The sequence below is a fragment of the Mesobacillus subterraneus genome (assembly GCF_023715485.1).
Classification (GTDB): domain Bacteria; phylum Bacillota; class Bacilli; order Bacillales; family Cytobacillaceae; genus Mesobacillus; species Mesobacillus subterraneus_B.
This window is the reverse complement of the sequence record NZ_JAMBOF010000009.1, coordinates 171,451-197,992: the sequence shown is the minus strand read 5'-3', so window position 1 is coordinate 197,992 and position 26,542 is coordinate 171,451. Positions and strand designations below refer to the sequence as shown.

General features: G+C 41.1%; 29 protein-coding genes. 21 read left to right on the top strand and 8 right to left on the bottom strand.

What is annotated here, in order from left to right:
- Nucleotides 1-91: 91 nt before the first annotated feature.
- The 8 genes from cyoE (at nt 92) to M3204_RS15085 (ending at nt 8,223) form a co-directional block, all read left to right on the top strand.
- Nucleotides 92-1,018, top strand: a complete 927-nt coding sequence (gene cyoE / locus M3204_RS15120; RefSeq protein WP_251483205.1) for a heme o synthase — start codon at nt 92-94, stop codon at nt 1,016-1,018.
- A gap of 99 nt (nt 1,019-1,117) precedes the next feature.
- Nucleotides 1,118-2,191 (top strand): cytochrome c oxidase subunit II, encoded by a 1,074-nt coding sequence (coxB, locus tag M3204_RS15115; protein WP_251483203.1) that lies wholly within the window; start codon nt 1,118-1,120, stop codon nt 2,189-2,191.
- A 31-nt stretch (nt 2,192-2,222) separates the two neighbouring features.
- Nucleotides 2,223-4,094, top strand: coding sequence for a cytochrome c oxidase subunit I (gene ctaD / locus M3204_RS15110; RefSeq protein WP_251483201.1), 1,872 nt, complete (start codon nt 2,223-2,225; stop codon nt 4,092-4,094).
- Nucleotides 4,094-4,723 (top strand): cytochrome (ubi)quinol oxidase subunit III, encoded by a 630-nt coding sequence (locus tag M3204_RS15105; RefSeq protein WP_251483199.1) that lies wholly within the window; start codon nt 4,094-4,096, stop codon nt 4,721-4,723. Before ctaD ends, M3204_RS15105 begins: the two co-directional genes overlap by 1 nt.
- Before the next feature lie 4 nt (nt 4,724-4,727).
- Nucleotides 4,728-5,063: a cytochrome c oxidase subunit IVB gene (ctaF, locus tag M3204_RS15100; protein WP_251483197.1), complete on the top strand. Its 336-nt coding sequence runs from the start codon at nt 4,728-4,730 to the stop codon at nt 5,061-5,063.
- 164 nt (nt 5,064-5,227) lie between these two features.
- Nucleotides 5,228-6,139 (top strand): cytochrome c oxidase assembly factor CtaG, encoded by a 912-nt coding sequence (gene ctaG / locus M3204_RS15095; protein WP_251483195.1) that lies wholly within the window; start codon nt 5,228-5,230, stop codon nt 6,137-6,139.
- A gap of 342 nt (nt 6,140-6,481) precedes the next feature.
- Entirely contained in the window at nt 6,482-6,946 is a 465-nt protein-coding gene (locus tag M3204_RS15090; protein ID WP_251483193.1) for a DUF420 domain-containing protein, read from the top strand.
- A gap of 104 nt (nt 6,947-7,050) precedes the next feature.
- Nucleotides 7,051-8,223: a GNAT family N-acetyltransferase gene (locus tag M3204_RS15085; RefSeq protein ID WP_251483191.1), complete on the top strand. Its 1,173-nt coding sequence runs from the start codon at nt 7,051-7,053 to the stop codon at nt 8,221-8,223.
- Nucleotides 8,224-8,572: 349 nt separating this feature from the next.
- Here the strand turns inward: M3204_RS15085 and ytvI are convergent, their stop codons facing one another.
- Nucleotides 8,573-9,631 (bottom strand): sporulation integral membrane protein YtvI, encoded by a 1,059-nt coding sequence (gene ytvI, locus M3204_RS15080; protein ID WP_251483189.1) that lies wholly within the window; start codon nt 9,629-9,631, stop codon nt 8,573-8,575.
- Nucleotides 9,632-9,983: 352 nt separating this feature from the next.
- On the opposite strand from ytvI, the gene M3204_RS15075 reads away from it, so the two are divergent.
- On the top strand, nt 9,984-10,340 hold the full coding sequence (locus M3204_RS15075; RefSeq protein WP_251483187.1) for a hypothetical protein: 357 nt from the start codon (nt 9,984-9,986) through the stop codon (nt 10,338-10,340).
- 131 nt (nt 10,341-10,471) lie between these two features.
- Here the strand turns inward: M3204_RS15075 and M3204_RS15070 are convergent, their stop codons facing one another.
- Complete coding sequence (locus M3204_RS15070; RefSeq protein ID WP_251483186.1) at nt 10,472-10,831, bottom strand: YugN family protein; 360 nt, start codon at nt 10,829-10,831, stop codon at nt 10,472-10,474.
- Between the two features lie 264 nt (nt 10,832-11,095).
- Between M3204_RS15070 and M3204_RS15065 the strand changes: the two genes are divergently transcribed.
- Together M3204_RS15065 and M3204_RS15060 are read left to right on the top strand one after the other, a co-directional pair.
- On the top strand, nt 11,096-11,524 hold the full coding sequence (locus tag M3204_RS15065; protein ID WP_251483183.1) for a CBS domain-containing protein: 429 nt from the start codon (nt 11,096-11,098) through the stop codon (nt 11,522-11,524).
- 461 nt (nt 11,525-11,985) lie between these two features.
- Complete coding sequence (locus M3204_RS15060) at nt 11,986-12,966, top strand: CAP domain-containing protein (protein WP_251483181.1); 981 nt, start codon at nt 11,986-11,988, stop codon at nt 12,964-12,966.
- Between the two features lie 45 nt (nt 12,967-13,011).
- Here M3204_RS15060 and M3204_RS15055 read toward each other — a convergent pair whose 3' ends face one another.
- Together M3204_RS15055 and M3204_RS15050 are read right to left on the bottom strand one after the other, a co-directional pair.
- Nucleotides 13,012-13,383: a hypothetical protein gene (locus tag M3204_RS15055; protein WP_251483179.1), complete on the bottom strand. Its 372-nt coding sequence runs from the start codon at nt 13,381-13,383 to the stop codon at nt 13,012-13,014.
- Nucleotides 13,384-13,393: 10 nt separating this feature from the next.
- The gene (locus tag M3204_RS15050; RefSeq protein WP_251483178.1) at nt 13,394-13,885 is read right to left on the bottom strand and encodes a PaaI family thioesterase; all 492 of its coding nucleotides are present in this window, start codon (nt 13,883-13,885) and stop codon (nt 13,394-13,396) included.
- 269 nt (nt 13,886-14,154) lie between these two features.
- On the opposite strand from M3204_RS15050, the gene M3204_RS15045 reads away from it, so the two are divergent.
- The 4 genes from M3204_RS15045 (at nt 14,155) to M3204_RS15030 (ending at nt 17,060) form a co-directional block, all read left to right on the top strand.
- Nucleotides 14,155-14,556, top strand: a complete 402-nt coding sequence (locus M3204_RS15045; protein ID WP_251483176.1) for a YlbD family protein — start codon at nt 14,155-14,157, stop codon at nt 14,554-14,556.
- Between the two features lie 13 nt (nt 14,557-14,569).
- Entirely contained in the window at nt 14,570-14,809 is a 240-nt protein-coding gene (locus M3204_RS15040; RefSeq protein ID WP_251483174.1) for a YlbE-like family protein, read from the top strand.
- 88 nt (nt 14,810-14,897) lie between these two features.
- Nucleotides 14,898-16,456 (top strand): IS3 family transposase gene (locus M3204_RS15035; RefSeq protein ID WP_251483172.1). Its coding sequence is split into 2 segments (ribosomal slippage): nt 14,898-15,540 and nt 15,540-16,456, totalling 1,560 coding nucleotides; the frame shifts between segments, so codons are not numbered across the junction.
- 160 nt (nt 16,457-16,616) lie between these two features.
- Complete coding sequence (locus M3204_RS15030; protein WP_285856969.1) at nt 16,617-17,060, top strand: YlbF family regulator; 444 nt, start codon at nt 16,617-16,619, stop codon at nt 17,058-17,060.
- Nucleotides 17,061-17,124: 64 nt separating this feature from the next.
- On the opposite strand, the gene M3204_RS15025 is transcribed toward M3204_RS15030, so the two are convergent.
- The gene (locus M3204_RS15025; protein ID WP_251483170.1) at nt 17,125-17,451 is read right to left on the bottom strand and encodes a hypothetical protein; all 327 of its coding nucleotides are present in this window, start codon (nt 17,449-17,451) and stop codon (nt 17,125-17,127) included.
- A 140-nt stretch (nt 17,452-17,591) separates the two neighbouring features.
- Here M3204_RS15025 and M3204_RS15020 point away from each other — a divergent pair, with 140 nt between their 5' ends.
- Nucleotides 17,592-17,867: a YlbG family protein gene (locus tag M3204_RS15020; RefSeq protein WP_251483168.1), complete on the top strand. Its 276-nt coding sequence runs from the start codon at nt 17,592-17,594 to the stop codon at nt 17,865-17,867.
- 240 nt (nt 17,868-18,107) lie between these two features.
- On the opposite strand, the gene M3204_RS15015 is transcribed toward M3204_RS15020, so the two are convergent.
- Nucleotides 18,108-18,497, bottom strand: a complete 390-nt coding sequence (locus M3204_RS15015; RefSeq protein ID WP_251483166.1) for a DUF7147 family protein — start codon at nt 18,495-18,497, stop codon at nt 18,108-18,110.
- A gap of 171 nt (nt 18,498-18,668) precedes the next feature.
- On the opposite strand from M3204_RS15015, the gene M3204_RS15010 reads away from it, so the two are divergent.
- From M3204_RS15010 to coaD, 3 genes are all read left to right on the top strand, one after another.
- Nucleotides 18,669-20,084 carry a stalk domain-containing protein gene (locus M3204_RS15010; protein ID WP_251483164.1) on the top strand — a complete coding sequence of 472 codons (1,416 nt, stop codon included), beginning with the start codon at nt 18,669-18,671 and terminating at the stop codon, nt 20,082-20,084.
- Between the two features lie 288 nt (nt 20,085-20,372).
- On the top strand, nt 20,373-20,945 hold the full coding sequence (gene rsmD / locus M3204_RS15005) for a 16S rRNA (guanine(966)-N(2))-methyltransferase RsmD (protein WP_251483162.1): 573 nt from the start codon (nt 20,373-20,375) through the stop codon (nt 20,943-20,945).
- Nucleotides 20,946-21,437, top strand: a complete 492-nt coding sequence (gene coaD, locus M3204_RS15000) for a pantetheine-phosphate adenylyltransferase (protein ID WP_251483160.1) — start codon at nt 20,946-20,948, stop codon at nt 21,435-21,437.
- 19 nt (nt 21,438-21,456) lie between these two features.
- Here the strand turns inward: coaD and ylbJ are convergent, their stop codons facing one another.
- Entirely contained in the window at nt 21,457-22,680 is a 1,224-nt protein-coding gene (ylbJ, locus tag M3204_RS14995; protein ID WP_251483158.1) for a sporulation integral membrane protein YlbJ, read from the bottom strand.
- A gap of 255 nt (nt 22,681-22,935) precedes the next feature.
- Here ylbJ and M3204_RS14990 point away from each other — a divergent pair, with 255 nt between their 5' ends.
- A complete protein-coding gene (locus M3204_RS14990; RefSeq protein ID WP_435367728.1) occupies nt 22,936-23,763 on the top strand; it encodes a patatin-like phospholipase family protein in 828 nt (275 codons plus the stop codon).
- Nucleotides 23,760-24,779: a SepM family pheromone-processing serine protease gene (locus M3204_RS14985; RefSeq protein WP_251483154.1), complete on the top strand. Its 1,020-nt coding sequence runs from the start codon at nt 23,760-23,762 to the stop codon at nt 24,777-24,779. The genes M3204_RS14990 and M3204_RS14985 overlap by 4 nt, the downstream gene beginning before the upstream one ends.
- A 467-nt stretch (nt 24,780-25,246) precedes the next feature.
- On the opposite strand, the gene M3204_RS14980 is transcribed toward M3204_RS14985, so the two are convergent.
- Nucleotides 25,247-26,470, bottom strand: coding sequence for a nucleotidyltransferase (locus M3204_RS14980; protein WP_251483152.1), 1,224 nt, complete (start codon nt 26,468-26,470; stop codon nt 25,247-25,249).
- Nucleotides 26,471-26,542: the final 72 nt, after the last annotated feature.

Genomic DNA, 26,542 nt, shown 5'->3' with positions numbered 1-26,542 from the left:
ATCGATGGATATAGCATTTAAAACTCTTCTTTTTTTTGTGAAAATTCCAATAGGATTTTTGTTAAATAAAAGGGGATGAAGGAGGATATGGATGTCTAATTCAAAAGCTTTAGGTGAAGCTGTTATAGAGAACGGACAGCCGGCAGCCGTTGAAAGTACGTTGCTGAAAGACTTCCTTGCATTAATTAAAGTAGGGATCGTCAATTCCAATGCAATGACCACTTTTACAGGGGTATGGCTTGCCTTGCATTTCAGCGGAGCACGTTTCCTGGACAATATCGATTTGATCCTGGCAACATTAATAGGCTCATCACTAATCGTCGCTGGCTCATGCAGCCTTAATAATTATATAGACCGCGACATTGACCATTTAATGGAACGAACAAAAGGAAGACCGACGGTAACTGGCAGAGTACAGCCAGGGAAAGTTGCTTTGATGAGCTTCCTGCTGATTGGAATAGGGACAGCATTCTTATTCACAACTACAATCACTGCGGCGGTAATTGGCCTCATCGGTGTCTTCAGTTATGTTGTTCTTTATACAATGTGGTCCAAGCGCCAGTATGTTTCCAATACAATTGTGGGAAGTATCTCAGGTGCTGTACCGCCGTTAATTGGCTGGGCAGCAGTAGATGCAAATCTTGATGTGATGGCTTGGATTCTCTTTGCCATCGTATTTGTCTGGCAGCCGCCTCACTTCTATGCTCTGGCAATGAGAAGGGTTGAGGAGTACCGGGCTGCAGGAATTCCGATGCTTCCAGTAGTAAAAGGTTTCAAGGCAACAAAAAGATCGATTTTCCTTTGGGTAGCAGCATTGCTGCCGTTGCCATTTTTCCTGCCTGAGCTTGGAATGCCATTCCTTGTACTTGCAACAGTTCTTAATGTCGGCTGGCTTGCATTGGGAGTTTACCTGCTGAAGCTTAAAGATGATATGAAATGGGCAAAACTGATGTTTGTATATTCATTACAATACTTAACTGTCATGTTTGTCGCTATGGTAATTGTCACACTCATTTAACCTTTGTTAGGAGATTCACTCTTATAAGAGAGGATTTTTCCATATATTTTAACAACAAAATTTATAAGATTTTTTACGAAAGAGGGGTTTAATTAAGCTATGAAGATGCTTGCTAAATGGCGTCTGCTGTCACTGTTCGCAATGATGGCATTAGTCTTGTCCGGCTGTGGTGAGCCATACTTGTCTGCATTAAGACCTGCAGGAGAGGTTGCGCAATCCCAGTATGAACTCATGTTGTTGAGCACGGCGATTATGGTGGGAGTAATTGCTGTCGTCACAATCATTTTTATCTATGTTGTAATGAAATTCCGCAGGAAGAATGACAATGAAATTCCAAAGCAGGTTGAAGGAAGCCACAAGCTTGAAATCCTTTGGACAGTTATACCGATCTTATTGCTTTTAATTCTTGCTGTACCGACTGTGGCTGCGACATTCAAATTAGCTGATGTCTCGCCAATGGAAAAGAAAAATGCTGAAGGAAAGACGGACGCACTTGTTATTAATGTCCGCGCTAACCTTTACTGGTGGGAATTCGAGTATCCGAACGAAGAAATCGTCACGAGTCAGGAATTAGTGGTTCCAACTGATGAAAAGGTTTACTTTAACCTGAAAGCTTCAGATGTTAAACACTCATTCTGGATTCCTTCTGCTGGTGGAAAGATGGATACGAATACTGATAATGTAAATAAGTTCTGGCTTGAGTTTGACAGCAAAGGTGCTGATGAAGCTGGCGGCCTTTTCTATGGGAAATGTGCTGAGCTTTGCGGACCTTCACACGCATTAATGGACTTCAAGGTTAAGGCTCTGCCTAGCGCTGAATTCGATCAATGGGTAGCAGATATGCAGGGTGTTAAAGAACCAGTTCAAGCTGAATCAACAACTGCACAACAAGGACAAGAAATCTTCAATAACAGCTGTATTGGCTGTCATGCTGTAACTCCTGCCAACACTGCTCCAGAAGCAGCTCGTGTAGGTCCTAACCTTACAAACTTTGGCGATCGTTCACGAATCGCTGGTGTTCTTGAGCACAATGAAGAGAACCTAAAAAAATGGTTAGAAGATCCGGAAGTATACAAGCCAGGCAACAAGATGACTGGGAAATATCCAGAGCTTGATAAAGCTGAGCTTGATGCATTAACAGAATATCTGATGGGCTTGAAAGTCCAGAAATAACAGGGGAATTGTTTGAAAGGGAGGTAAAACTGTGAGTACCTATGCTCAGAAAAAGGGATTCGGCGCAACATTATGGGACTTCTTAACAACGGTCGACCATAAGAAAATCGCAATCCTTTATCTTATTGCTGGCGGATTCTTCTTCATCCTTGGCGGACTAGAAGCATTATTCATCCGTATTCAGCTGGCTGTACCTAACAATGATTTTGTAAGCGCAGGATTCTACAACGAAATCCTGACGATGCATGGAACAACGATGATTTTCCTTGCAGCGATGCCGCTTGTTTTTGCATTTATGAATGCTGTTATGCCATTGCAGATTGGTGCGCGTGACGTAGCATTCCCATTCCTGAATTCTTTAGGATTTTGGCTATTCTTCTTTGGTGGAGTATTCCTGAACCTTTCATGGTTTTTAGGTGGAGCTCCTGATGCTGGCTGGACATCATATGCATCGTTATCACTTGCATCTGAAACGCACGGCATCGACTTTTACGCACTTGGTTTGCAGATCTCAGGTGCGGGTACACTAATCGGGGGTATTAACTTCCTCGTTACGATTGTTAACATGCGTGCACCGGGAATGACTTATATGCGTATGCCGATGTTCACTTGGGCAACATTCGTAACATCTGCACTTATCTTATTCGCATTCCCTCCATTAACGGTTGGATTGTTCCTATTAATTTTTGACCGTATGTTCGGAGCTAATTTCTTTGATGTATCAATGGGTGGTAACACAGTTATCTGGGAACATCTTTTCTGGATTTTTGGTCACCCGGAAGTTTACATCTTAATCTTGCCGGCTTTCGGTATTTTCTCAGAGATTTTTGCAATCTTCTCTAGAAAACGTCTTTTCGGTTACTCATCCATGGTATTCGCAACTGTATTGATCGGTTTCCTAGGATTCATGGTATGGGCTCACCATATGTTTACAACTGGTCTAGGACCAATCGCAAACGCAATCTTTGCTGTTGCAACAATGGCGATTGCCGTTCCTACCGGTATCAAAATCTTTAACTGGCTGTTCACAATGTGGGGCGGAAGCATCAAGTTCACTACGCCTATGCTATGGGCTGTAGCTTTTATTCCTTCATTCGTAGCCGGTGGTGTAACTGGTGTCATGCTTGCGTCAGCAGCTGCTGATTATCAGTATCACGATAGTTATTTCGTTGTTGCTCACTTCCACTACGTTATCGTTGGTGGTGTAGTGTTCGCATTATTTGCCGGTGCTCACCTTTACTGGCCGAAAATGTTTGGCACAATGCTAAATGAAACGTTGGGTAAAATCACTTTCTGGTTATTCTTGATTGGATTCCATTTAACGTTCTTCATCCAGCACTTCTTAGGATTGATGGGTATGCCACGCCGTATCTTCACATTCCTGCCTGGACAGGGACTTGAAACAGGAAACCTGATCAGTTCAATCGGTGCCATTTTTATGGCTGTTGCAGTTATCGTGTTGTTAATTAACGTTATTATGACAAGTGTTAAAAATGAAAAAGTTGGTAATGACCCATGGGGCGATGGCCGTACACTTGAATGGGCTATTGCGTCACCGCCGCCATTCTATAACTTTAAACAGCTTCCATTAGTTCGCGGTCTGGATGCATACTGGCTTGAAAAGATGGAAGGCAAAAAAGGAATGACGCCTGCTGAACCACTTGGCGATATTCATATGCCGAACAACTCTTTCATTCCTTTTGTTATCTCCTTCGGACTTTTCATTGCTGCATTCGGAGCAATGTACCGGGCTGATTACGCTTGGGGCCTTCCAGTATTAATCTTGGGCATGGCTGTAACTTTAGGATCAATGTTTGTACGCTCTATTAAAGATGATCATGGATTCCATATTCATAAAGAAGATCTAATGGAAGATGATAATGATAAGGGGGTAAAGGCATAATGCAAGCTGAAGAAAAATTCACTTATGAAACATGGCCTGCCGCGCCTGAGAAAGCGACCCTCGAAGCAAAAAACAAGTTTTTGGGCTTCTGGTTTTTCCTTGGTGGAGAGACTGTATTGTTTGCCACTCTCTTTGCCACTTATCTTGCATTAAAAGATAAAGTTCCAAATGCAGAAGCGGCTCTTGCAAAAGACATCTTTGAAATTCCGCTAGCATTCGCAGCAACAATGCTGCTATTGACAAGCTCTTTGACCAGCGTTTATGCGATGTACCACATGAAGAACTTCAACTTCAAGAAAATGCAGATGTGGCTTGGTTTAACCGTTCTTTTAGGTGCTTTGTTCCTTGCACTTGAAATTTACGAGTTCAATCATTATGTCCATAAGTTTGAACATACGTTTACAAGCAGTGCTTTTGGTTCAGCCTTCTATACACTGGTTGGTTTCCACGGTGGTCACGTTGCATTTGGTCTTGCATGGATCATTACGTTGATGGTCCGAAACTCTAAGCGTGGATTGAATTTATACAACGCTCCGAAGTTCTATGTTGCCAGCCTATACTGGCACTTCATCGACGTTGTATGGGTATTCATCTTTACGGTAGTATATCTAATGGGAATGGTGGGATAATCTGATGGCGAATCAACAACCAAGTTCAGGGAACCCAAGAGTAGACATCGAATATCGACGCAAAAAAAGCGCCGAAGAGATGAGATACCAAATCGTTTCTTTCACATTGATGATTTTCTTGACAATTGTTGCCTTCGTTGCGGTTGGCTATGAAGGATTTTCAGGCTGGTTCACAGTACCGTTCATATTGCTGCTTGCAGTAATCCAGGTGATCTTCCAGCTATACTATTTCATGCACATGAGCCACAAAGGGCATGAAGCACCAGCTCTATTCCTATATTCAGGAGTTGCTGTAGGAGCTATTACAATCTTGGCTTTCACAACGATCATTTGGTGGTAAGTTTTTAAGAGAATATATGAAATGAAAAAATCGGCCTGTAAAGCCGATTTTTTCTATGAGTATCATGATACTAGCATTTAATGGAAAATCTATATCATTGATGTTGGATACCTTTGTAAGTATAATGAGAGTAAAGTTTTTAATTTGGACGGGGTGAAAAAACGATGCTTACTCTTGATATATTTGGGTTCAGAGCTTTATGGAGCCCTTTATATTTTATTGCAATGGCGGCTATTTTGGTTGCTTACTACCTAATAGTATATAAATACTACAACCGTTTTAAGGATGGGGCACCAGCAACAAGGAAACAAGCTGCGTATTTTACATCCTTTGTCATCGTGCTTTATTTAATCAAAGGTTCACCTGTCGATTTGATGGGGCATATTACTTTTTATATGCATATGATCCAGATGGCGGTTCTTTACCTGGTCGTTCCTCCATTATTGATTTTTGGTTTGCCTAATTGGCTTTGGAGGGCTTTTCTATCTCTTCCTGGTGTAGAGCCAGCTTTCCGATTTTTTACTAAGCCGCTGATTGCCTTGATCATGTTCAATGGAATCTTTTCGATTTACCATATTCCGCTTATTTTCGATTTTGTCAAAACGGATATGTGGCTGCATGGGGCCTATACTTCAGTTCTTTTCGTCCTTGCTATCCTTATGTGGTGGCCTCTTATCAATGAACTGGAAGAATATCAGACATTATCCGGAGTGAAAAAGATGGGCTATATCTTTGCTGACGGCGTTTTGATTACGCCTGCATGTGCGTTGATCATATTCGCCGATGCGCCGATGTATGCAACATTTTCAGATCCAAATGCCTGGGCTCAGGCTCTGCAGTTATGTGTACCGAGTACAACACTTTCTTCTCTTAACCTTAGTGGGCCGGAAACCTTTAGTTCAATATCGCTCCTGCATGACCAGCAGCTTGGCGGGGTGATCATGAAGGTAATCCAGGAAATCGTTTACGGTATTTTCCTTGGATATGCGTTCTTCCAATGGTTCCGTAATGAGGAAGACCACCAGGCTGAACAAGATGCACTCAATTTGGCCCGAGCTCCACAGACAGTCGAATAACAAGACAGAAAGGCTTCCCGTTAATGGGAAGCCTTTCTTAGTATGAATATTCTCTGTGTTTTGTTTTGTACCAAAGCTCTTCCGGATAAAATTCGTTACGGTTGAAAAGAAATGTTTGTGATCGGTACACTTACGGCAAAAAAAAACGTAAAGAGCGCGGCTGGAATGTCAGTAAACAAGGTTTTTACGAGACAAGATTCATAATTATCCTTAAGAATTAAGTTCATAAATGAAGTTGTATGCATTTTTTATGTTTCGTATGACAATCAAAGATTGAAAAAATCCGGTATCTCACCTACAATTAATCTTATGGAGAAATAATGATTGCGAGGGGACTTTTTTATGTCTAATTTACCGATCTTACCGACGATCAGCACTACGTTCATCGTCTTGAGTGCGATCTTCGTGGCTATAGGCTGGGCTCAGATAAAACAAAGGAAAATCGAAAAACACCGTAAGACTATGATGCTAGCTGGAATTTTCGCGATAATATTCTTTGTTATTTACGCATCCAGGACAATTTTCATTGGAAACACATCATTTGGCGGACCTGATAATATCAAAATCTTTTACACTTTGTTTTTGATTTTTCACATTACACTGGCGACGATAGGAGCTGGCCTTGGTATAACATCATTATACACAGGTTATAAAAACAAACTTGACCGCCACCGCAAATTAGGGCCAATTACCAGCATCGTCTGGTTTCTCACTGCGATTACTGGTGTTGCAGTTTACATGCTCCTTTATGTGTTCTATAAAGGTGGAGAAACGACTTCTGTAATTAAGGCTATACTTGGAATATAAATTGACTCATCAAAACATTGCTTAATGCAATGTTTTTGTTTTTTTAAAGGGTTTTCAATAAACACGATCGAATTTATAGGGATGGCAAAGGGGGGAAGTTCTACTTGGAAATTAAAGTTTTAACAGAAGAAAATTATTTACAGTCTATGAATTTGTCAATGTACGCCTTTCAATATCAAGTACCGGAAAGTGATATTCCTAAGCGGCTTGAAACATTAAAAAAACACAGGCTGCTTGGTATATTTGATGGGGGAGAGCTTGCTTCCAAATTGCATATTCTATCCTTAGGTGTGAAGCTGGGCAGACAGGATTGGAAAATGGGCGGGATCGCAGGTGTCGCTACTTACCCCGAGCATCGGAGAAAAGGATATGTAAACAGACTTATCAAAAAGTCACTTGAGGATATGAATGATGATGGATGCATTGTTTCATTTCTTCATCCATTTAATATTGATTTTTACAGAAGATATGGCTGGGAAATCGTTTCTGACCATAGGAAGGTATTCGTTGAGAAGAAGGATTTAAAACCGGTTGATCCCCATAGCGGGAGTATCAAGAGATATGTTAAGTCAAGCCACTCTTCTGACCTTGAAAAAATTTATGAGAAATATGCAGAAAGGCACAGCGCGATGCTTACCAGGGACACAGACTGGTGGCTAACCAGCGTTTACGGCTCCCAAACTGCAGCTGTTTACTATAATTCAGAGAATGAAGCTTCAGGATATATATTATATGAAGTCAAAGATAATGTAATGAAGGTCGAAGAATTTGTTCCGCTTGACCACGATGCCAGGGCTGGGCTATGGAATTACATTTGCCAGCATGATTCTATGGTGGATCAAGTTGAATTGCTGCTTTCAGTTCATGATCCATTCCCGTACTTCTTAAAGGAACCAAAACTTAAGACAGAGACCTATCCGTATTTTATGGGCAGAATCGTAAATGCAGAAGAAGCAATGAAGTCATACCCTTTTAACCAATCAGACAGGAATGTCTTTCTTCACCTGGAGGACGCTGTAGCATCATGGAATACGGGAACATACCTCATCGGACAGGAAGAGGTTAAGTTTTATCCTGCAAAAGAAGGAAGTTCGTGCGTCAAGCCGCCGCAACGAGGTTTGCAGATCAACATGAACTCTTTGACAGCAATGCTGTTTGGCTACAAGCGTCCAATGGAGTTATATGAATTAGGATCGATTAAAGGTGAATTAGAGGAAATTGAAGAGCTCGAGAAAAAGGTTCCGTCATACAAGCCATTCTTCTATGATTTCTTTTAGATTATTGTTTTAAAAACCCGGGCGATTGAGATCGTCCGGGTTTTTGTATAGTAAATTTATGTTTAGCACCAGCTCTTAGCTGGTGCTTTTTCTTTAAATCTTAGCTCTGTTAAACACGGCTGTTGATTTTCGTTCCAGGCGCTTCGCTTTCCGCGGGGCTGGCGCTGAGCCTCCTCGTCGCTTCGCTCCTGCGGGGTCTCACCTGACCAGCTGCGCCCGCAGGACATTGATTAAGCTTCCCCGAACCTGCCCACGCACGATGGAAATGCGTTAGCATTTTCGGAGGAGTCTACGCGCCTTCCACTCCAATCAACAGGGGTTAAAAATCAACATTCAGCTTTAACAGAGCCTAAATCTTAAACTTCATTTTAATGATGCCTGCTTCTTTTGCCGAATTGAATCCGATTAAAACAAGTGGGCCAATGACGAATCCAAGGATTCCGAACAGCTTCAAACCCAGGTACATCGCAATCAGGGTTGATAATGGCGATAGCCCAATATGGCTTCCCATCACCTTTGGTTCGACGGTACGCCTGATAATCAATAAAATGACGGCCAGAACAGCAAGCTGGGTGCCAAGAGCCATGTTTCCAGTCACAAGGTGGAAAATGGACCATGGAGCCAATATGACGATGGAACCTATTAGTGGTATGAAGTCAATAAGCCATATGATTGCTGACATGACAATTGCATATTCTGGCGCAATGAAGAGCAAGCCAATTAAAGCGACAGCAAAAATTATAACGCTGACAAGAAATTGAGCTTTTAAAAATCCAAATACCACATAGGAAAGCCTGGAAGTCATAAAATGAACCTTGTCGGCTGTCTTTTCAGTTAGATGGCTGTATACACCTTTTCGTAACGAAGGCAGCTCAAGTAAAAATAAAAATAATGCAATCAAATAGACTAGGAAGCTGATCAGGAAATTAGGAATGTAAGTCAGCAGTGCCTTCAAATTATCTATATTGATGAATGCAATCATGTCATTCTTGAGCTTATTGAGGAAGTCCTCTGCCCGGTCACTGATTTCTGTGACTACTTCTCTAGGAAGGTCATTTGCTGCTTCAACAAATTTGTTTTCGGCTTTATACCAGGCATTTGTAATTTCATTTATGTATACCGGAGTATTGTCGATCAGATCAATCGCTTCTGTAATAGCCGTAGTGGTCAGGAAATAACCTGCTATGATGATTAGTAAAACAAACATGAGGAAGATCCCTAGTACCGACAGGCGGCGCCCGATTCGAAATTTATTTTGGAAATAGACCACAGCTGGTTCAAGAAAAAGTGCGGTGATTAATGCAGCAATCAGCGGAATGGATACCGGCAGGATAATATAGAGAATAGCTGCAACAAAAAGTGTGATCAAAGTGATGATGATGGTTCTTTTAGTAATGATACCGGACAATTGAAACTCCTTTCTTACCCTCGAAGGATATATACCTCATAAAAACATTTAATATCGATTGCAAGACCTTTTACCTTATAAAAGACAAAAAATCCTTAACAATTAAATTATAGTACGCATTTAATATAAGAAACAACAAAAATCAACGTTTATCCTTTAATTCTAAACTCTTTTCTCAATCTTTGCTGCCTATTCAGCCAATTGCCTATACGGATTATCGATTTTGACGAATATCTTATTGAATTCTTCGTTCGTAAGCCGTAAGAACAAACCAAGAAAGCATTCCGCAAGATGTCGATTTAGGCAACAATAATCTCTGCTATAACAGTCTTAGTTAATAAGGGGTGGGGCAATGAAGAATACAAGGAACATCATGCCTTCCTATTTAAGGGAGGTATGCAGTGCTGTCTGTGCGATTGTTCATGCCAATATAAATGAATGTTGCTTTTTAAAACAATCTGTTTCCAGTAAAAGAACTAGGATTCCTTCTTTTCGGAAACAGTCTTTTTCTGACAATGGTGTGATTGTGGAGCTTGACCAGGGAATGATCAATATAAAGATACATGTAAGCGCCATGGTCAGTGAATTACCTATTATTCAAAATGTGTTTGTGCTGCAGCGTAGTATCGCTGAGGAAATTTTGCTGCTTACTTCTTTTAATCCCAAAAGGATCGATTTTATTATTACAGGGATACATGATATGAAATGAATTATTCCTAATCATAGATGAAATGATTACATCTACCGAAATAAATCTATGAAAAAAGACGCATTAAATGCGTCTTTTTTTAATAAAGAAGTATGGTTCCCACTTCGAGTATTGTCCAGCACTAGTAAAGATTATATTGCGAATGTCTCAACTTGTTCTTTGACTTCTTTAAGTAGTTTTTCGCACTGGCTGACAAGTGCTTTAGGGAAGACTTCGCCTTCGCCATATTCTACACCATGCGGGTAATAATGTTTGCCGAGCAACGGAGTCATCAATTGAATGATCGCTTTATGTGCGCCAACATCACCTTCATGGACATGCCCCTGGACACGAAGATAAAATGTGCCTTCTTTAATTTGATACTTCTTGTCATAAGTTACGCGTTCGTAATCCCACTGGCCTTCACGCACAAGGCCGTGCTCTAGCATAACCTCATCAAGACGGTTCAAGTCCGCCTTAAGCGTTTCAATGCCGGTATTTTCAAATTTCATCCTATTCCCTCCTAAAAACACGCTGCAAAAATATTGCTTAAAAAAGATTATATCTCAGTTTCAATAATAGTAAAAATTTGCTTAAGTTGCAATGAATATAAAACTGAAACTTCCCTTAAATCCCAAACCTAGAGATTCACCCAATTTTTTATGTAGTATTTGATAGATAAAGTAGAATTATGTGGTTGCAGCATAATTAGCATATTTCAGGTAACCCTAATATATGGGAAAGTAATGCTTTGATTCATAAGGAGGAAAATGAAGGTGCGTAAAATCCGTGATATCATGACTAGCGATGTGGAGACATGTACTTTGCTTGATAATGTTTTTGAAGTTGCAGTTAAAATGAAGGACCTGAACGTTGGAGCCATTCCAATTGTAGATGGGGACAGACTTGTGGGAATGATCACTGACAGGGATATTGTAATCAGGGGAGTGGCTGAAAAGCACCCACCTTCTTCTAAAGTAGAAGCGGTGATGAGCGACCATCTAGTAACGGCAACGCAGGATATGACTACAGAGGAAGCTACAAAGCTAATGGCAGAACATAAAATCCGAAGATTGCCAGTAGTCGAAGGTGATAAGCTTGTGGGCATCGTAGCACTGGGTGACTTTGCTGTTAATGAGCTGACTGATGAACAGGCTCAGCATGCTCTCACGGAAATATCTGAACCAGGAAACCCAATGCAATAACCATATAAGGCACTCATCCGGGTGCCTTTTTTGCTGCTATATATTTGTCATGTTAAAATAAGGCTTGTTTCGCATTTTGATTGCTTGTTGAAACAAGCTTTTTTCCTTTATCTTTCAATCCTGGTTTCGCTTTTTCGAGTAGTACCTTTGACTTTTTTTGTGTAAAAGCAACAAAGTTTACGAAAAGAGCTTATATTAAGAATATGTCAACATGTAGAATGTTTTTTTATTTTTATGGGACAGATGTAATGCTTCTATTAAAAAGAACTTCTAAAATGATATAATAAATTTAAAATTTGTTCATATAGTTGTAAAGAGATAATAGAAGGCTGATTTTTTATTAAAAGAGTCTATAGAAAGGGGGTTTCTATCTGCGTACGATCGGAAGGATTTTAATATTTGCTGCAATTTTTTTAGTTATTGGGCTGTATCTTGGTTTTACCAGGGATGAAGGAAATGAATTGGTAATTGAACAGGAAGCAACCCCAAAAGTAGATGAATCCCTCGAAAAAAATATCAATGAGCAAAACATTAGTGAAGGCATTAGCCAGCCCAATAAGGGGGTTGGTTCACTATTAGGAAAGGATATCGAGGCCCTTAAAGCTGTTTTGGGTGATCCATCGAGAGTAGACCTTTCTGCTTACGGATTTCATTGGTGGATATTCAATAAAGCCGATGATCAATATATCCAGGCTGGCGTCCTGAATGGAAAGGTTGTAACGGCTTTAGGTACAGGCCAGTCTGTTAATGTGGAGCCCTTCAAAATTGGCCAGCCCATTGAGGAGATTTTTTCACTGAATGTGATCGAACCCGATGTAACATTCGAATATAACGGAAGTTCATATAAATTCGAGCTTTCTGAACAGGATATGAACAATCGTCCCATCATAAAAATGGGCGAGTATTTCATACAATTATACATTGATAAATATACTGGGTCGGTCTCGAGCATCCGCTACCTGGATAAAGAGACACTTATCAAACAAAGACCATACGAAATGGTCTATAGGGGAACCTTAGTTGAGCCACCTGAACTTTCAGAAGGCGACTGGGTCAGAATTGAGGCAGGCACTGAGAAGCAAATCCTTGATATCACTAATGTGATAAGGGTCAGGCATGAACTCAAACAGCTCGAATGGGATGAGAAAACGGCTGAAGTCGCATATGCCCACAGCAAGGATATGGCAGTGGAAGACTATTTTTCACATGAGTCGGAGAAGTACGGCGATTTATCCGAACGCTTAAAAGCCGCAGATGTGCTGTACGAGGTTGCTGGAGAGAACATTGCTGCTAATTATACGGATGCACCAGCCGTAGTTGAAGGCTGGCTGAACAGTGAATCCCATCGTGAAGCTTTATTGAATGAAGAGTTTACGCATCTTGGCGTAGGCGTATATCGAAAGCATTATACACAAAACTTTTTGAAAAGCTGGGAACAGTAATTGCTATCTTAATTTCATATTTCTTTAAATTAAAGGAGCATGGACCTATTGGTCATGCTCCTGTGTCATGTATGTTACTCTATTGATTGAAAAGTACCCCTGCTTCCAATTGCCGTATAGATGGACGGTTTCTCCTTCTCTGAAAACCGGGGGAGAAGCTTGTTTTCTTAATGGGGTTACTTTTTTAACGATTACTTTTTTTACCCCAGTATTAATTTTCAAGACAGAGACATGGTTAAACCTGTGGTAATAGAAACGTTCTTTTTGTTCATGCACCTCTACTATTTTGCCGCTTACAATTGCTTCTTCCGGAATATCTTCCAGCTTCAGCCATTCCTCGTAATTTTCCTGCATCTCTTTTTTCGTCAGCCAGTAAAAATAGGCAAGGACGATTGGGATTGCAATCGCAGTAACCATCGGGATCACCTTACTTATGCTGTTTTTCTACTACAAAAAAACTGCCTGAAGAGTGGGCTATTTTTCTTCCATCAGACCTGAATACGAATGCCTCAAGAACAACGGTGCTTCTTCCCTTGTGGATTAGGGTTGCCTTGCAGTGGAGACTGTCACCAATTCCTGGTGCCAGGTAATGAATATTCATCTGGGAAGTGACCGCCGCATAACCTTCCGGAAGCAGCTTATTGGCAAGTGTCCCCATAGCTGTATCAAGTACCGTTGCGGTGAATCCGCCGTGCACAATGCCAAGTGTATTATCGAGCATTCTAGTGATTGGAATGTCAATTTCACAAGTTTGGTCATCTAGTTCCCTATCCATATGAAGCAGGCCGTCAATATATGTGCTGTTCTTTCCGCTTAGTTTATTTTTCACTCCGGACAACACTATTTGCAGAGTTTCAAGATCCTGTTCGCTCGAAAGCGAGATACATTCATCCAAAAGCTGATGTAATTCTTTTTCCATCTATATTATACCTCTTTCTTTGGCTCTTTTCGTTTTTATCGATTTTAGTTTGGAACCCCAATGGCCAGATAGCCTCAGAACAGAAACAATTTCGAAAAAATGCCTTCTTTTTCATTACGTTCTTTATTCTAACACTTAAAAAAATTTTGATGAACTAGAACACTCGGAACACCCATGTGAAATTAAAATTTTCATGGGCGGATTCCTCACCATTCTGCTAAATTAACATAAGCTATTATAGGCATTTGTTACACTGTGAGGTGAAAGGTATGGCCAAAAAGAAACTTCATCCTTCTGTCCAAAAGTTCAAGGAGTTTGTAAAGGCACATCCCGCGCTCATCCAGGAAGTGAGGAGTGGAAGCACTACCTGGCAGGAATTATATGAAGACTGGTATTTACTCGGTGAGGATGATCCAAGATGGGGTACCAAAAGCAACAGTGAAAAAGCAGAAAAGGACGACGAACAAGAAAAGAAGACAGATTGGCTTGGAACCATCATGGGCGCGGTGCAAAATATGGATCCTGAACAATTGCAAGGACAAATCTATAACATCAGCCAGGCAATCGGTGCGATTCAAGGGGTGCTTTCTCAATTCCAGGGAAATAAAGGCGGCCAGCAGGTATCTAAAAGTTCAGGCCCCGGGCATCCATTTTCCTTCAGAAAGGATTAGGAAGGAGCTAATTATGCGACAAGATGTCATGGAGCAATTACGGTCAAATAAAGAATTGATTGAGTTTGTCCGAGCCCAGCCGCATTGGTACAGGAAGCTGAGCAGGGACCCGAGGGACATTTATTCGGCACAAATTGCCGCTCTCCACCACTATGAAAAAACGATTCCGCATAAGGTCCAGAAATTCTCGAATAGCGTCCAGATGGCCTCGATGATGATGCACATGTTCTCAAGCATGAACTCACAATCATGATGAAAAGCTTTCTTCTGGATTGATATGCTCCCCTTTAGGTAGACAGATTAAAAAATAAAATCTGTTTACTTAAAGGGGAGTTTTTATTATGTCAAAAAGGGCCTTTTCACTCCAAGATAAAATTAAGATTATTAAGGCATTGGAAAACGGGAACCATACCATTTCGGTACTGGAATCAATATACAAAGTGAGTAAGGTGGCAATTTATGATTGGATCTATAAATTTGAAAAATACGGAGTGGATGGATTAAACGAATCCTCTACTTGGAAGAGGTATTCGAAGGAACTTAAGCTGGAGGCAGTTCAGGACTATCTAAGCGGGGATTACTCCATTCAGGAAGTTACGAGGAAGTATGAAATTTCTAGTACTTCTCTCCTTCGAAAGTGGATTAAAAAGTATAATAGTCATAGAGAATTAAAGGATACTTCCAAAGGAAGGACAAACACTATGACTAATACAAGAAACACTACCATAAATGAACGGAAAGAGATTGTGCTATCTTGCCTTGAGAATGGCAAGGATTATCAGAAGGCAGCTGAGACCTACCAGGTCTCTTACCAACAAGTATACCAATGGGTTAAAAAGTATGAGAATGGCGGAGAAGAAGCCCTCAGAGATAAACGAGGCAGGAAGAAGGAAGAAATTGAACTCTCTCCAGAACAGAAGATGAAATTGGAGATGAAGAGGCTTGCGAGCGAAAATGAGCGTTTACGTGCAGAGAACTTATTCCTAAAAAAGTTAGAGGAGATCGAAAGGAGGCGAAGATAAACCAGATACGCCTTGAAGAAAAATATATCGCTATCAAGGAACTTCATCAGGATGAGAAGTTCCCTCTTATCATGCTTTGTGATATTGCGGGGTTAGCCAGGTCTGCATATTATAAATGGCTGAAGCGAACACCTTCCGTACGTGAACGCCAGAATGAAGAGCTTGTAGAAGAAATGAAGGCTCTCCATGAGCAGGTTAAAGGAATCTACGGCTACCGTCGGATTACGATGACTTTGAATCGAAGGTTGGGCAAGAGCTTCAATCATAAGCGAATCTATAGGCTGATGAAGATTGTCGGCATTCAAAGCGTCATTCGGAAAAAGAAGAATCGTTACAAAAAATCATCCCCTCAACACGTCGCAGAAAACGTGTTGAACCGTGAATTCCAAGCCGAAAATCCAAATGAGAAATGGGTAACAGATGTAACTGAGTTCAAGTATGGAGAAGCAAAAAAGGCTTATTTGAGTGCGATTAAAGACTTACATGATGGAACCATTGTCAGCTACGTATTTGGACGTTCCAATAACAATAAACTGGTGTTTGAAACGCTAGATCAGGCTACAGCCCTTTTGAATGGAGAACGTCCCCTTATACATAGCGACAGGGGCTTCCAGTATACCCATCAAGGATTTAAACAAAGAATAGATCAAGCACAGATGACTCAAAGTATGTCCCGAGTCGGAAGATGTATTGACAATGGTCCAATGGAATCATTTTGGGGATCACTGAAAAGCGAGAAGTATTACCTGGAGAAATATAAGACCTTTGAAGACCTTTCTGCGGCGATTGATGAGTACATATACTTTTATAATTATGAGCGTTACCAAAAAAGATTGAACGGCCTTAGCCCCGTAGAATACAGGGCTAAAGCCGCTTAGATTATTTTTATTATTTCCACTGTCTACTTGACGGGGAGCAGTTCAGATCGAAGAGAGCTTTATTTTTTTTGGCTCATAAATAGTTAGCATGGAGAGGGGACCAGAAAATTTAGCTTTTCTGGCAGTTTCATGGTAAAATGAGTTCGGAGGTGAGCCAGCATTGCTTGCTGTTACATCAGAAAGAGTTTTATTACTGGAAGAGGCTGAACAACTTGTCAGCATGATTTTACAGTCTGATATTGCTGAACATTATCAGCAATGTTTATATAGTGTTAAAAACAATACAGAAACTCAGAGGAAGGTTCGAGATTTCGTGGAAATGAAGGACCGCTATGAGGAGGTCCAGCGTTTCGGAAAGTACCATCCTGATTATAAGGAAGTTATGGGCCAAATTCGTATTGTGAAAAGAGAGCTTGATATGGACGAGGTAATTGCGGAGTTCAAGAAAGCAGAGAATGACCTGCAAGGCCTACTTGACGAAGTCAGCGTAATTATCGGGAGATCGGTGTCAGAAAGCGTTAAAGTGCCGACAGGGAGTCCATTCTTTGAAAGCTCATGCAGCGGCGGCTGTGGCAGCGGAGGAAGCTGTGGGTGTTCTGCATAATACCGAAAGAGCATGGTGTGGCTGCCATGCTCTTTTTTTAGAGGGAATTTCCGGAAGCTTACGTTCAATCACCAGATCTGAGGCGAATGCAATCCGTGCATAAATTTCCACAGCAGAACATTTTTCTTTGTGGAACGTAGAAGCGGTGGCGAAAAACGTATAAATTAACTTCTTTCCTGACAAACTCTGTATCGCTATGAAGCTGCTTGCCCTTCATGGAAGCAGCGGCAGCGTGCCGGATAGCTTTTTCAAGCTCTTTCTGCTGGCTGTCAGCTTTGGCGTATATATATAAGAATGGGATACCTGCAGATTTTTTATAGTCAGCATGTTCAATAGAATCATCTTTTGAGAGCAATCCTAAAAAATGTTCCCAGATAACTTCAATATTCATATAATCTCCTTAGAAAACCCTTTATTTTTATGATACGCAAAAATCATAAAAGGGGCAAACTGGATATTCACCATTGAAAATGCTGGTTTTTGTATGCTAGACTATTACAAAGCAAACGTTTACCGAAGGGGAAAAGAAATATGATAGGACAGAGGCAAGGAATCATCGTCTGGCTGTATTCTCTGAAACAAGCCAAGATGCTCAGAAGATTTGGAAATGTTCATTTTGTCTCGAAAAGGCTTAAATATGCCGTCATCTATTGTAATCTAGAAGAGACAGAGGCACTGATGGAAAAGATCAGTTCATATTCGTTTGTGAAAAAGGTGGAACCTTCCTATAAACCATTCTTAAAAATGGAATTTGAAAACTCTTCCCCTGATAAAGCGAAGGAATATGATTATAAGATGGGAATATAGAAATGCGGAGGCGCGCTGGCACTTAAGCAATAAGAAAAAGGCGAGGGAAATCCTCGCCTTTTTCTTATTCCTTTTTGGCAGATATGATCAATCAGTAAGGATTAGTATGAACAATTCGGGTGTCTATCGGGATTATTTTGCTGCTTTCAATATCGAAAGTTAGTTAATTGATAAATTTACCGTAATTTTAAACTTGTAAATTGTAATGGTTTAATGATTTATACGTCAATGGCTTTGAGTCTATTGAAGCGGCGGAATGTAGTGGTTCAATCTTAAAATCCCGATTAAGTGCTGATAGTACAATTCTTTTTCGGGAAAAATGCTCGATGGCTTAGCATCGAATTCAATGATAGTTTTGTCCAGTTCAGCAGCCAGTTCCGCAAACAGATCGAATCGCTTGTTTTTGAGGACGTGCGGGTTGGGAATTCCCTCCCTGCAGACGTAGAGCGCCTGGAAGCCGCCTGGATTTGTCGGCATGAGGACAACTACAAGAGAACTGACCTCTTTATCTGCTATTTTTGTATGAATCGCCATTAAATGCATAAGTCGATGTCGGTTCGCTTTTGCCGTTTCAATCAGTTCATATAGATCTGAATAACCTTCTCCAAGCTCGATAAAACGCTGAATCAATGTTAATTTCCCCTTCCAACATATCGTTCCATCATACTTTAACATTTGCAGCTTTAAATTTGAAGGCATACTGATGTTCTTCCGAATTTAACAAGTATTTTTAAAATATTTCTTACCCCGGCGAGGTGTTTTTGCTATTTTATTAGTAGTAAGAGATTGGGGAGTAAGAAAATGAAGAAAGCTTCTGTTCTAATAATAACAGTACTAATCGTGATTCTTGGTGGAACAGTGGCATGGCATTGGATTGCTTTTTCAAAGAAAACAGCCGATGTGGAATCTGAGCCTGAAGAAAAAGTCACTATGGCCGTTACGGTGAAGGTTAATCAGGCTGGAATGAATATTACACAGGTTTTTAGTAACATCAATGACAATAGGAAATATCAGGTGATCATCCCGACCCAGGCAGGAGCTGTAAACTGCATGTATGAAGATGGAACCCCTTGTCTTGATGTATTGCAATCTCCATCCACAAAAGTAAAAGGAACTAGGCTTCAATTTGAATATATCATTAAATCCGATCCTGGAGTGGAGCTCCTCTTGAATGACTGGCTCGTTATGCTGAAAGATATAAATATCACTGAAACGAGTGTGGAGATCGTCGACCAGCTTCGTCGCAAGGGAACATGGGTCGCTGGCTTACCATTAAAAGGCTATAAGCAAATGGAAGCCGTGAATTATTATGTCTTTGAGGGCAAGAATATGAATCCTTCAATTTATTGGCAGGAAAAATCCCTCTCCAAGCTAACCGGACAGAGAGGAATCGATTACTACACTTTCTCGATGGATCAGCCAGTTTACCAGTTTGACAGCCTTAAAAACTTTGCAATGAATCAGCATTTATCTGTGATCATGCATGATGGGAACCGTGTAGTTCACGGCAAAGGCATCCTTCTCGCAGGCAACAAACTAACAGATAAAGAATTCGAGCAACATTTGGCCATTTCATTCCTGTCATCTAAATTCGATCCTCATACCAAAGTTGATAGCTGGATTCTAGAATCATTGGCTTCGATGGTAACAAATCAGCAGCCCGAAAATACGAAGAGCCAGGCAATTGTTAGTGAAATGAAAGACACATTGACAGCCGGGGAATTGAATGAGTTTATCAACTCTTTATCTAGTAGCAGCAGCACTATTGACCATTTATCGCTTGATGAATATATGTCATCGATTAAAGGTTTGAAAACGAGTTTTTTCTCTTTGAATATGCAAGAGGGCTCGGAGGTATTTCCGTTGCTTTTCATGGACACTAGGAGCGTTGTAGTGAATGGTAACGAAAGGGAAGAAATAGGTGTAGTTATTAAAGGAGATAAAAAACTGTTTCCTTTAGCTCCAACGATGGATGCTTTAGGGTTCAAAACAGAATCAGGATCCGATAGGAAGTCACTTGAAATATTGTCGGCAAGCAGCACTTACTCTTTTAATCTGGAGAATAAAACATTCATTCATAATGGCCAAAGCTATGGACTCCTTGAAAACCCATTTCAAAACATTAATGGTGATTTCTACTTAGAAAAGCATTGGTTAAACGCGATCTTTAAAGTATTGGTTAATGAAGACGAAGAAAGTATCATTCTTTCTTTTTGATAGCGATATAAGAGCCATGCAAGGAAGAAAAACGAAAAAAAGCCCTGCAGATTCTGCAGGGTCCTTCTACATCCTTTTTACAGGATAGAAGGCAAAGGGAGAGGAGAAACCGGAGGAAGAACTTATGGGGAAACGTAAGTCTTCTCCGCGGTTGGCAACAACATCCTCGAATTGATGTTGTTAATTTTCAGTATTTCCACATTAGGAAGTGTTATACACTTTTTTGGTTAATTTTTTGCATGTGTGGTAGGATAAGGGAGTAATTTGGATAATTGAGGAGTACATAACATGAGAGTTGTATCAGGTGATTTAAAGGGCCGTATTTTGAAAGCTGTACCTGGAACGTCGACGAGACCGACGACCGATAAAGTGAAGGAATCATTGTTTAATATGATTGGGCCTTATTTTACAGGAGGCTTGGGTCTAGATTTGTTCGCTGGTAGCGGAGGACTTGGTATCGAGGCATTGAGCAGAGGGCTTGAAAGAGTCATATTTGTAGACCGGGAAGGAAAGGCAATACAGATTATTAATGAAAACCTGAAGTCTTGCGGACTTGAAGAAAAAGCAGAAGTTTATCGGAATGACGCTGCCAGGGCTTTAAAGGCAATTCAAAAAAGAAATCTAGTTTTCAATTACATATTCTTGGATCCTCCCTATAAAAAACAACAGCTGGTCAAGCTTCTTGAAATAATCGAAAATGAGAGGCTCATCAATGAAGATGGGCTGATTGTTTGCGAGCATGCATCTGACATTCAACTTCCTGAAAAAATAGGCATATTGAAGCAGACGAGAAATGAGAAATATGGAATCATTGGCATAACACTTTACAAGCTTGATGCAGAAGATGAGGGGGAAGAATAAGTGGCAAGAATCGCTGTTTGTCCGGGCAGTTTCGATCCGATTACCTACGGCCATTTGGATATCATAACAAGGGCTGCAAAAGTATTTGACGAGCTGTACGTGGTGGTTTTGAATAACTCTTCAAAAAAACCGTTATTCTCAGTAGAAGAAAGAATCGAACTGATCGAAACGGTAACAAAGAATATCTCGAATGTGAAAGTCGATTCATTCCAGGGGCTGCTCGTTGACTATGCAGAAAGTGTCAATGCCGATGCAATCATCAGGGGACTGCGGGCAGTTTCTGACTTTGAATATGAGATGCAGATTACATCGATGAACAGAGTATTGAGTGATAAAATAGAAACGTTTTTCATTATGACAAATAATCAGTACTCATTCCTGAGCTCAAGCATTGTCAAAGAGGTTGCAAAGTATGAAGGGAAAATTTCTGAGCTTGTACCTCCTGAAGTCGAAGAGGCATTGATTAAAAAATTCAATGGAAATAAAGAATAACGAGCAGGTATCCTGCCCGTTATTTTTCTTTCTTTATCCGATTGCCGATTATCAAAACATATACGAACAGGCTGAATATCGTAATGAGCGGACCCGCTGTGGTAAGCAGGTTGTGGGCCTCGGCCAGGCGGCTGCCTTCGGATGTTAGGTATTCCATGACAGGGAGGGCATTCGATGGCTGACCATCCTCAAAGAAGCGCTCATATACCGGCTTCCATAAGATGAATGCGTAAAAAGCCGCAAAAAAACCATGCAGGATCCTCGCAAAGAAAAAAGGCTGGAACCGGATGTCGGTTTGTGCGAGAATGCTGGCAACCTGGGCCTGGACACTGAAACCGCTGAATGCAAGGATGAAGCTTGTGATCACTGCCTGGTGCATGAGCGTGGCCTCCTGAACTTGGCTGGTCATCTGGCTGCCAAGCGTGATTTCAAAAAGACCAGAAATATAAGGCATGCTGAGCATTTCGGTCATCCCCATCATAGCCAGTGCTAGTTCAATGAATTGGGCCAGAAAAGCTGTTATATGCAAATGAAATAACAGTTTATTAATGACAGAGAATAAGATGATGAAACCGCCGATCATCAACAGCGTTTGGATCGATGACATCACTGCGTCTCCAAGAAGTTTTCCGATAGGCCGGTTGTCTTTGATCCTTGTCCTGTGCAATGCAGCGAAAGCATCCCGGATAGAAAGCTTTTTGTCCTTTTCCGTTTTGAGATTTTCTTCGTTTTTTCCATAAAACCGCATCAACAGACCGACACTGATATTCCCCAAATAATGTGCCAATGCCAGGATGACTCCAAGCTGTACGTTATAAAAGAAGCCTACTGAAACAGCCCCGAAAATGAAAAGTGGATTTGATGAATTGGTAAAGGATACGAGCCTTTCCGCTTCAATTTTTGTTAATTGACCTTCCTGCCGCAGCCTTGCAGTCAGCTTAGCGCCTGCAGGATAACCGGAGGCCATGCCCATTGCCCATACAAAACCGCCGACACCCGGCACCCTAAATAAAGGCCGCATCAGTGGTTCCAGGAGAACACCGATAAAACGGACCACTCCAAACCCTATCAGCATTTCTGACACAATGAAGAAAGGGAGGAGCGAGGGAAAGACAATTTCCCACCACATATTCAAGCCCCTTATCGAGGCATCAAAGGATTCCTGTGGAAAAGATATGAGCGAAGCAGCCATTAATGTGACTGAAGCTGCTAGGAAAAGCGTTTTTAATCTGGATTTAAGCACCTTTTATCCTCCCTCCTGCGGTATGTTGCTGTGAAACTTATCTAATCAATGGTAAAATAAAGTGAAACTATATTAGTGGTGGTTTTTTCCATCCGCCTGCTGATTGTTATCTGTTAATCAAGCATTCATGATTTCTTTCTTGCTCATTCCTGAAAAATTTATGGAAAGACCATAAATAAAAGTTTAGTTGTCAGCCTTGTCCTCATATAAATCAATATACTCGCTGAACTCCAAATTAGACCAAGTTTAGTTTGTATGGATAAAATTACGGATTTAAGGGAGGAAAAAGCTTTGGCAAGTCCAAAGGTAGGTTTAGCCCTTGGTTCAGGTGGCGCACGAGGATTTGCCCATCTGGGTGTAATAAAGGTCCTGAGGGATGAGGGAATCCCCATCGATTTGATTGCCGGAAGCAGCATGGGTGCGCTTGTTGCTTCATTTTACGGTGCAGGACTTGATGTCGATAGGCTTTATAAGCTTTCGCGCGTTTTTAAAAGGAAATATTATCTTGATTTCACCGTTCCGAAAATGGGCTTCATTTCCGGAAAAAGGGTGAAAGAGTTGATCAGGATTTTTACCCATGGAAAAAAGATTGAGGAACTGGATATACCTATCGGGATTGTTGCAACTGATCTTATGTCTGGTGAAAAGGTTGTCTTTAAAAATGGGCCTGTAGCTGAGGCTGTCAGGGCAAGCATCGCGATTCCGGGGATTTTCGTTCCGGAAAAATTGGATGGGAGATTATTTGTCGACGGCGGGGTGGTCGACAGGATTCCTGTATCAGTAGCCAAGGAAATGGGTGCGGATATTGTAATTGCTGTTGATGTTTCCAATGTGAAGGTGAACGCTGATATCACCTCGATATTTGATGTCATCATCCAGAGCATCGATATTATGCAAATGGAGCTTGTTGCGAATCGGGAGATCGCTTCTGACGTTATGATCAGGCCCAAGGTTGAAATGTATAATTCAAAAGCCTTCACCAATATTGAAGAAATCATTGTGATTGGTGAAGAAGAAGCAAAAAAACATATCGATAAGATAAAACATTGTATTGAGCAGTGGAAGGAGTCCCATACAGAATGAGCAGAAAAACTTCGATCAGGCTGTCCATCTTGGCAGCCGTAATCTTAATGGCAAGTGCTCTTTATTATTTGCCTTACTATGTATCAAAACCGGGGATGGCGCAAGAGCTGGAGCCGATCGTCGAGGTTGAAGGCGGCTATGATGAAGAAGGAAGCTTCATGCTTACGACCGTGAGGATGGGCAGAGCGAATATTTACGCTTATATTATTGCGAAGCTGAGCAAATATCAGGAAATATATGCATTAGAAGATATAAGGGCAGAAAATGAGTCCGATGAAGAATATAATATTCGCCAGCTGCACATGATGGATAATTCAAAGACTTCTGCAATTGAAGTTGCCTATAATAAAGCAGGCATTCCTGTTAATTACAAATATAAAGGTGTTTATGTACTCAGAGTAATGGAAGGGATGCCTGCTGAAGGGAAACTCATGCCTGGCGACCTTGTATTTGAAGTAGATGGAAATGCATTTGAATCTTCAGACGAGTTCATTGAATATATAGGTTCAAAAAAGCCAGGGGATATTGTTGAACTCTCATATAAAAGGAATGGAAATTCAAATCAAGTGGAAGTGCCGCTTAAAGAATTGGAAGACGGAAGCAATAGGGCAGCTGTAGGGATCCAGCTTGTAGACGACAAAGAAATCGATGTGGACCCTGATGTAACGGTCCAATCAGAAGAGATTGGGGGCCCATCCGCAGGGTTAATGTTCTCTCTTGAAATCTATAATCAGCTTACCGAAGAAGACTTGACTAAAGGATATCAAATTGCTGGTACCGGAACAATCACTCCGGATGGGATCGTAGGACGAATTGGCGGTATCCAGCAAAAGGTTGTAGCTGCTGATAAGGCTGGCGCTGAAATCTTCTTCGCGCCATATGAAAAAGGGGCAAAGGATTCAAATTACGAGGAAGCCATGATAGCAGCTAAGGACATTGATACGAAAATGAAAATCGTACCAATTGATACATTTGATGACGCCGTTTCATATTTGGAGAAACTAAAGAAAAAATAAAGCTGATGAACAGCTTTATTCATTTTACGGACCAAATGGTCTTGGGGAACAAGCTCATCGACGGCAACCATCTCCATTCGATCTCGTGCAATTGAATTCTTTTTAGACAACATCTCCATCACCACATGCGTTATATAAGTCTATTTTAAAAGAAGCGTTCTGATTACTCCATACGAAGTTTAGAAGTCCTGTTGATTGGAGTGGAAGGCGCGTAGACTCCTGCGGGATCAGACGGACAGGTGAGACCCCGCAGGCGCCAGCGGCGGTGAGGAGGCTCAGCGCCAGGCCCGCGGAAAGCGAAGCGCCTGGAACGGAAATCAACAGCCCCGTTCCAGCACCAACCAAAAAAAAGACTGTAAACAAACACGATTTTCATCGAGTTTGTCTACAGTCTGAATCAAGCTGATGAACAGCTTGATTTTTTTGTTATTTGTTTGGTAAACAACAAGGATGTTATGTATAAAATTTCATTCATTTCCGGTTAGCATGATTGGCGGCCGAGAGAATTCCTCAGCTAGCAGGCGCTCCTGGCCGGCATCAGTAAGGCCCAAAGCGAAAATTTTAGATGCCCTGATATCAAGCTGAAGATCCGGATCAGAAAAAGCGGATAGCTTTGAAATCAACGGCAGGCTTAATTTCTTTTTCTCTGAGTTCAAATAAGCACGGCCCTTTTCAGTTGCTCCCAATAATCTCAAATAGTTTGCGGTATTTTGTGTGTTTTTCATTTCAGCTTTCTTTGTATTGGTTAAGATATGAAGGCACACTCTCTGCAGCCTTGTCCATGTATAACGTTTTGTTTTGATTGCTTCCATGAAATGATGGAATGATCCAGCTTCAGATGCAGCGGATAGGAGCCTGTTTTCCAGTCCTTCCTCCACCTCATAAAATTCCCTGATTTCTGCCGGGCTGCTTTGTAGGAGTTTATATTTCAATAAGGGCCAGTAATTTTCCCAAGAATGAAACTCGCCGTATACTTCCTTATATCTAAGAAGTTGTTCATAGGTGGTGCCGGGAACAAGCTGTCTGATTGAATCCATTTCACCTGGTGCTCCAAAAAGTGCTTTGCGGATACTTGTGGCACTGGCAATCGTCGCAGAAGAAAAATGTTCGTCATGGTAGCCTGCATTTTTTCTTGTAATTGTTCCAGGCCGCATTTTGCTATTTTGTCTTAAGATTGCTTGAATGTAATGGAGGCCAAGGATATTGTTTGGACTGGATATATCGATAAACGTTTCTGAAGGAGATAAAGATTGGAAGCTTAGGGCGATAGATTTTGGATAGCTAAATCCTTCTCCTGTGTAAAATTTTATTTGTTCCTGAAACTTTTCGTTATTTTTTTCAAGGAAGTTGATCGTCCTATCGAACGCATCCAAATCGCCAGATTCACTTCCGAAAAACAAAGAATTGCAGCCTGCTGCTGTGAGAATCGATACAGCCCCCTCAGCAAAGGTTTCGGCATGCTGGGTGGCAAAACGGTAGGGGAGCTCAAAAACAAGATCGACACCAGCAGATAAAGCCATATTCGTCCTTGTCCATTTCGAAACAAGGGCAGGTTCACCACGCTGCAGAAAATTCCCGCTCATCACAGCGATGGCAATGTCAGCCCCAGACTGCTCTTTAGCCTGCTGCAGGTGGAAGAGGTGGCCATTATGGAAAGGATTATATTCTACAACGACACCAACAGCTTTCATTATTGGCCTCCTTCATGTTAATATGGATATTGCATTGCCAGGAAGTTTAATTTACAGTATTAATGTAAATTA

Coding starts and splice junctions, on each gene's coding strand:
- cyoE (WP_251483205.1), top strand. CDS start 92: ATGTCTAATTCAAAAGCTTTAGGTGAAGCTGTTATAGAGAACGGACAG.
- coxB (WP_251483203.1), top strand. CDS start 1,118: ATGAAGATGCTTGCTAAATGGCGTCTGCTGTCACTGTTCGCAATGATG.
- M3204_RS15105 (WP_251483199.1), top strand. CDS start 4,094: ATGCAAGCTGAAGAAAAATTCACTTATGAAACATGGCCTGCCGCGCCT.
- ctaF (WP_251483197.1), top strand. CDS start 4,728: ATGGCGAATCAACAACCAAGTTCAGGGAACCCAAGAGTAGACATCGAA.
- ctaG (WP_251483195.1), top strand. CDS start 5,228: ATGCTTACTCTTGATATATTTGGGTTCAGAGCTTTATGGAGCCCTTTA.
- M3204_RS15090 (WP_251483193.1), top strand. CDS start 6,482: ATGTCTAATTTACCGATCTTACCGACGATCAGCACTACGTTCATCGTC.
- M3204_RS15075 (WP_251483187.1), top strand. CDS start 9,984: ATGAAGAATACAAGGAACATCATGCCTTCCTATTTAAGGGAGGTATGC.
- M3204_RS15070 (WP_251483186.1), bottom strand. CDS start 10,831: ATGAAATTTGAAAATACCGGCATTGAAACGCTTAAGGCGGACTTGAAC.
- M3204_RS15055 (WP_251483179.1), bottom strand. CDS start 13,383: ATGGTTACTGCGATTGCAATCCCAATCGTCCTTGCCTATTTTTACTGG.
- M3204_RS15050 (WP_251483178.1), bottom strand. CDS start 13,885: ATGGAAAAAGAATTACATCAGCTTTTGGATGAATGTATCTCGCTTTCG.
- M3204_RS15045 (WP_251483176.1), top strand. CDS start 14,155: ATGGCCAAAAAGAAACTTCATCCTTCTGTCCAAAAGTTCAAGGAGTTT.
- M3204_RS15040 (WP_251483174.1), top strand. CDS start 14,570: ATGCGACAAGATGTCATGGAGCAATTACGGTCAAATAAAGAATTGATT.
- M3204_RS15025 (WP_251483170.1), bottom strand. CDS start 17,451: ATGAATATTGAAGTTATCTGGGAACATTTTTTAGGATTGCTCTCAAAA.
- M3204_RS15020 (WP_251483168.1), top strand. CDS start 17,592: ATGATAGGACAGAGGCAAGGAATCATCGTCTGGCTGTATTCTCTGAAA.
- M3204_RS15010 (WP_251483164.1), top strand. CDS start 18,669: ATGAAGAAAGCTTCTGTTCTAATAATAACAGTACTAATCGTGATTCTT.
- rsmD (WP_251483162.1), top strand. CDS start 20,373: ATGAGAGTTGTATCAGGTGATTTAAAGGGCCGTATTTTGAAAGCTGTA.
- M3204_RS14990 (WP_435367728.1), top strand. CDS start 22,936: ATGGATAAAATTACGGATTTAAGGGAGGAAAAAGCTTTGGCAAGTCCA.
- M3204_RS14985 (WP_251483154.1), top strand. CDS start 23,760: ATGAGCAGAAAAACTTCGATCAGGCTGTCCATCTTGGCAGCCGTAATC.
- M3204_RS14980 (WP_251483152.1), bottom strand. CDS start 26,470: ATGAAAGCTGTTGGTGTCGTTGTAGAATATAATCCTTTCCATAATGGC.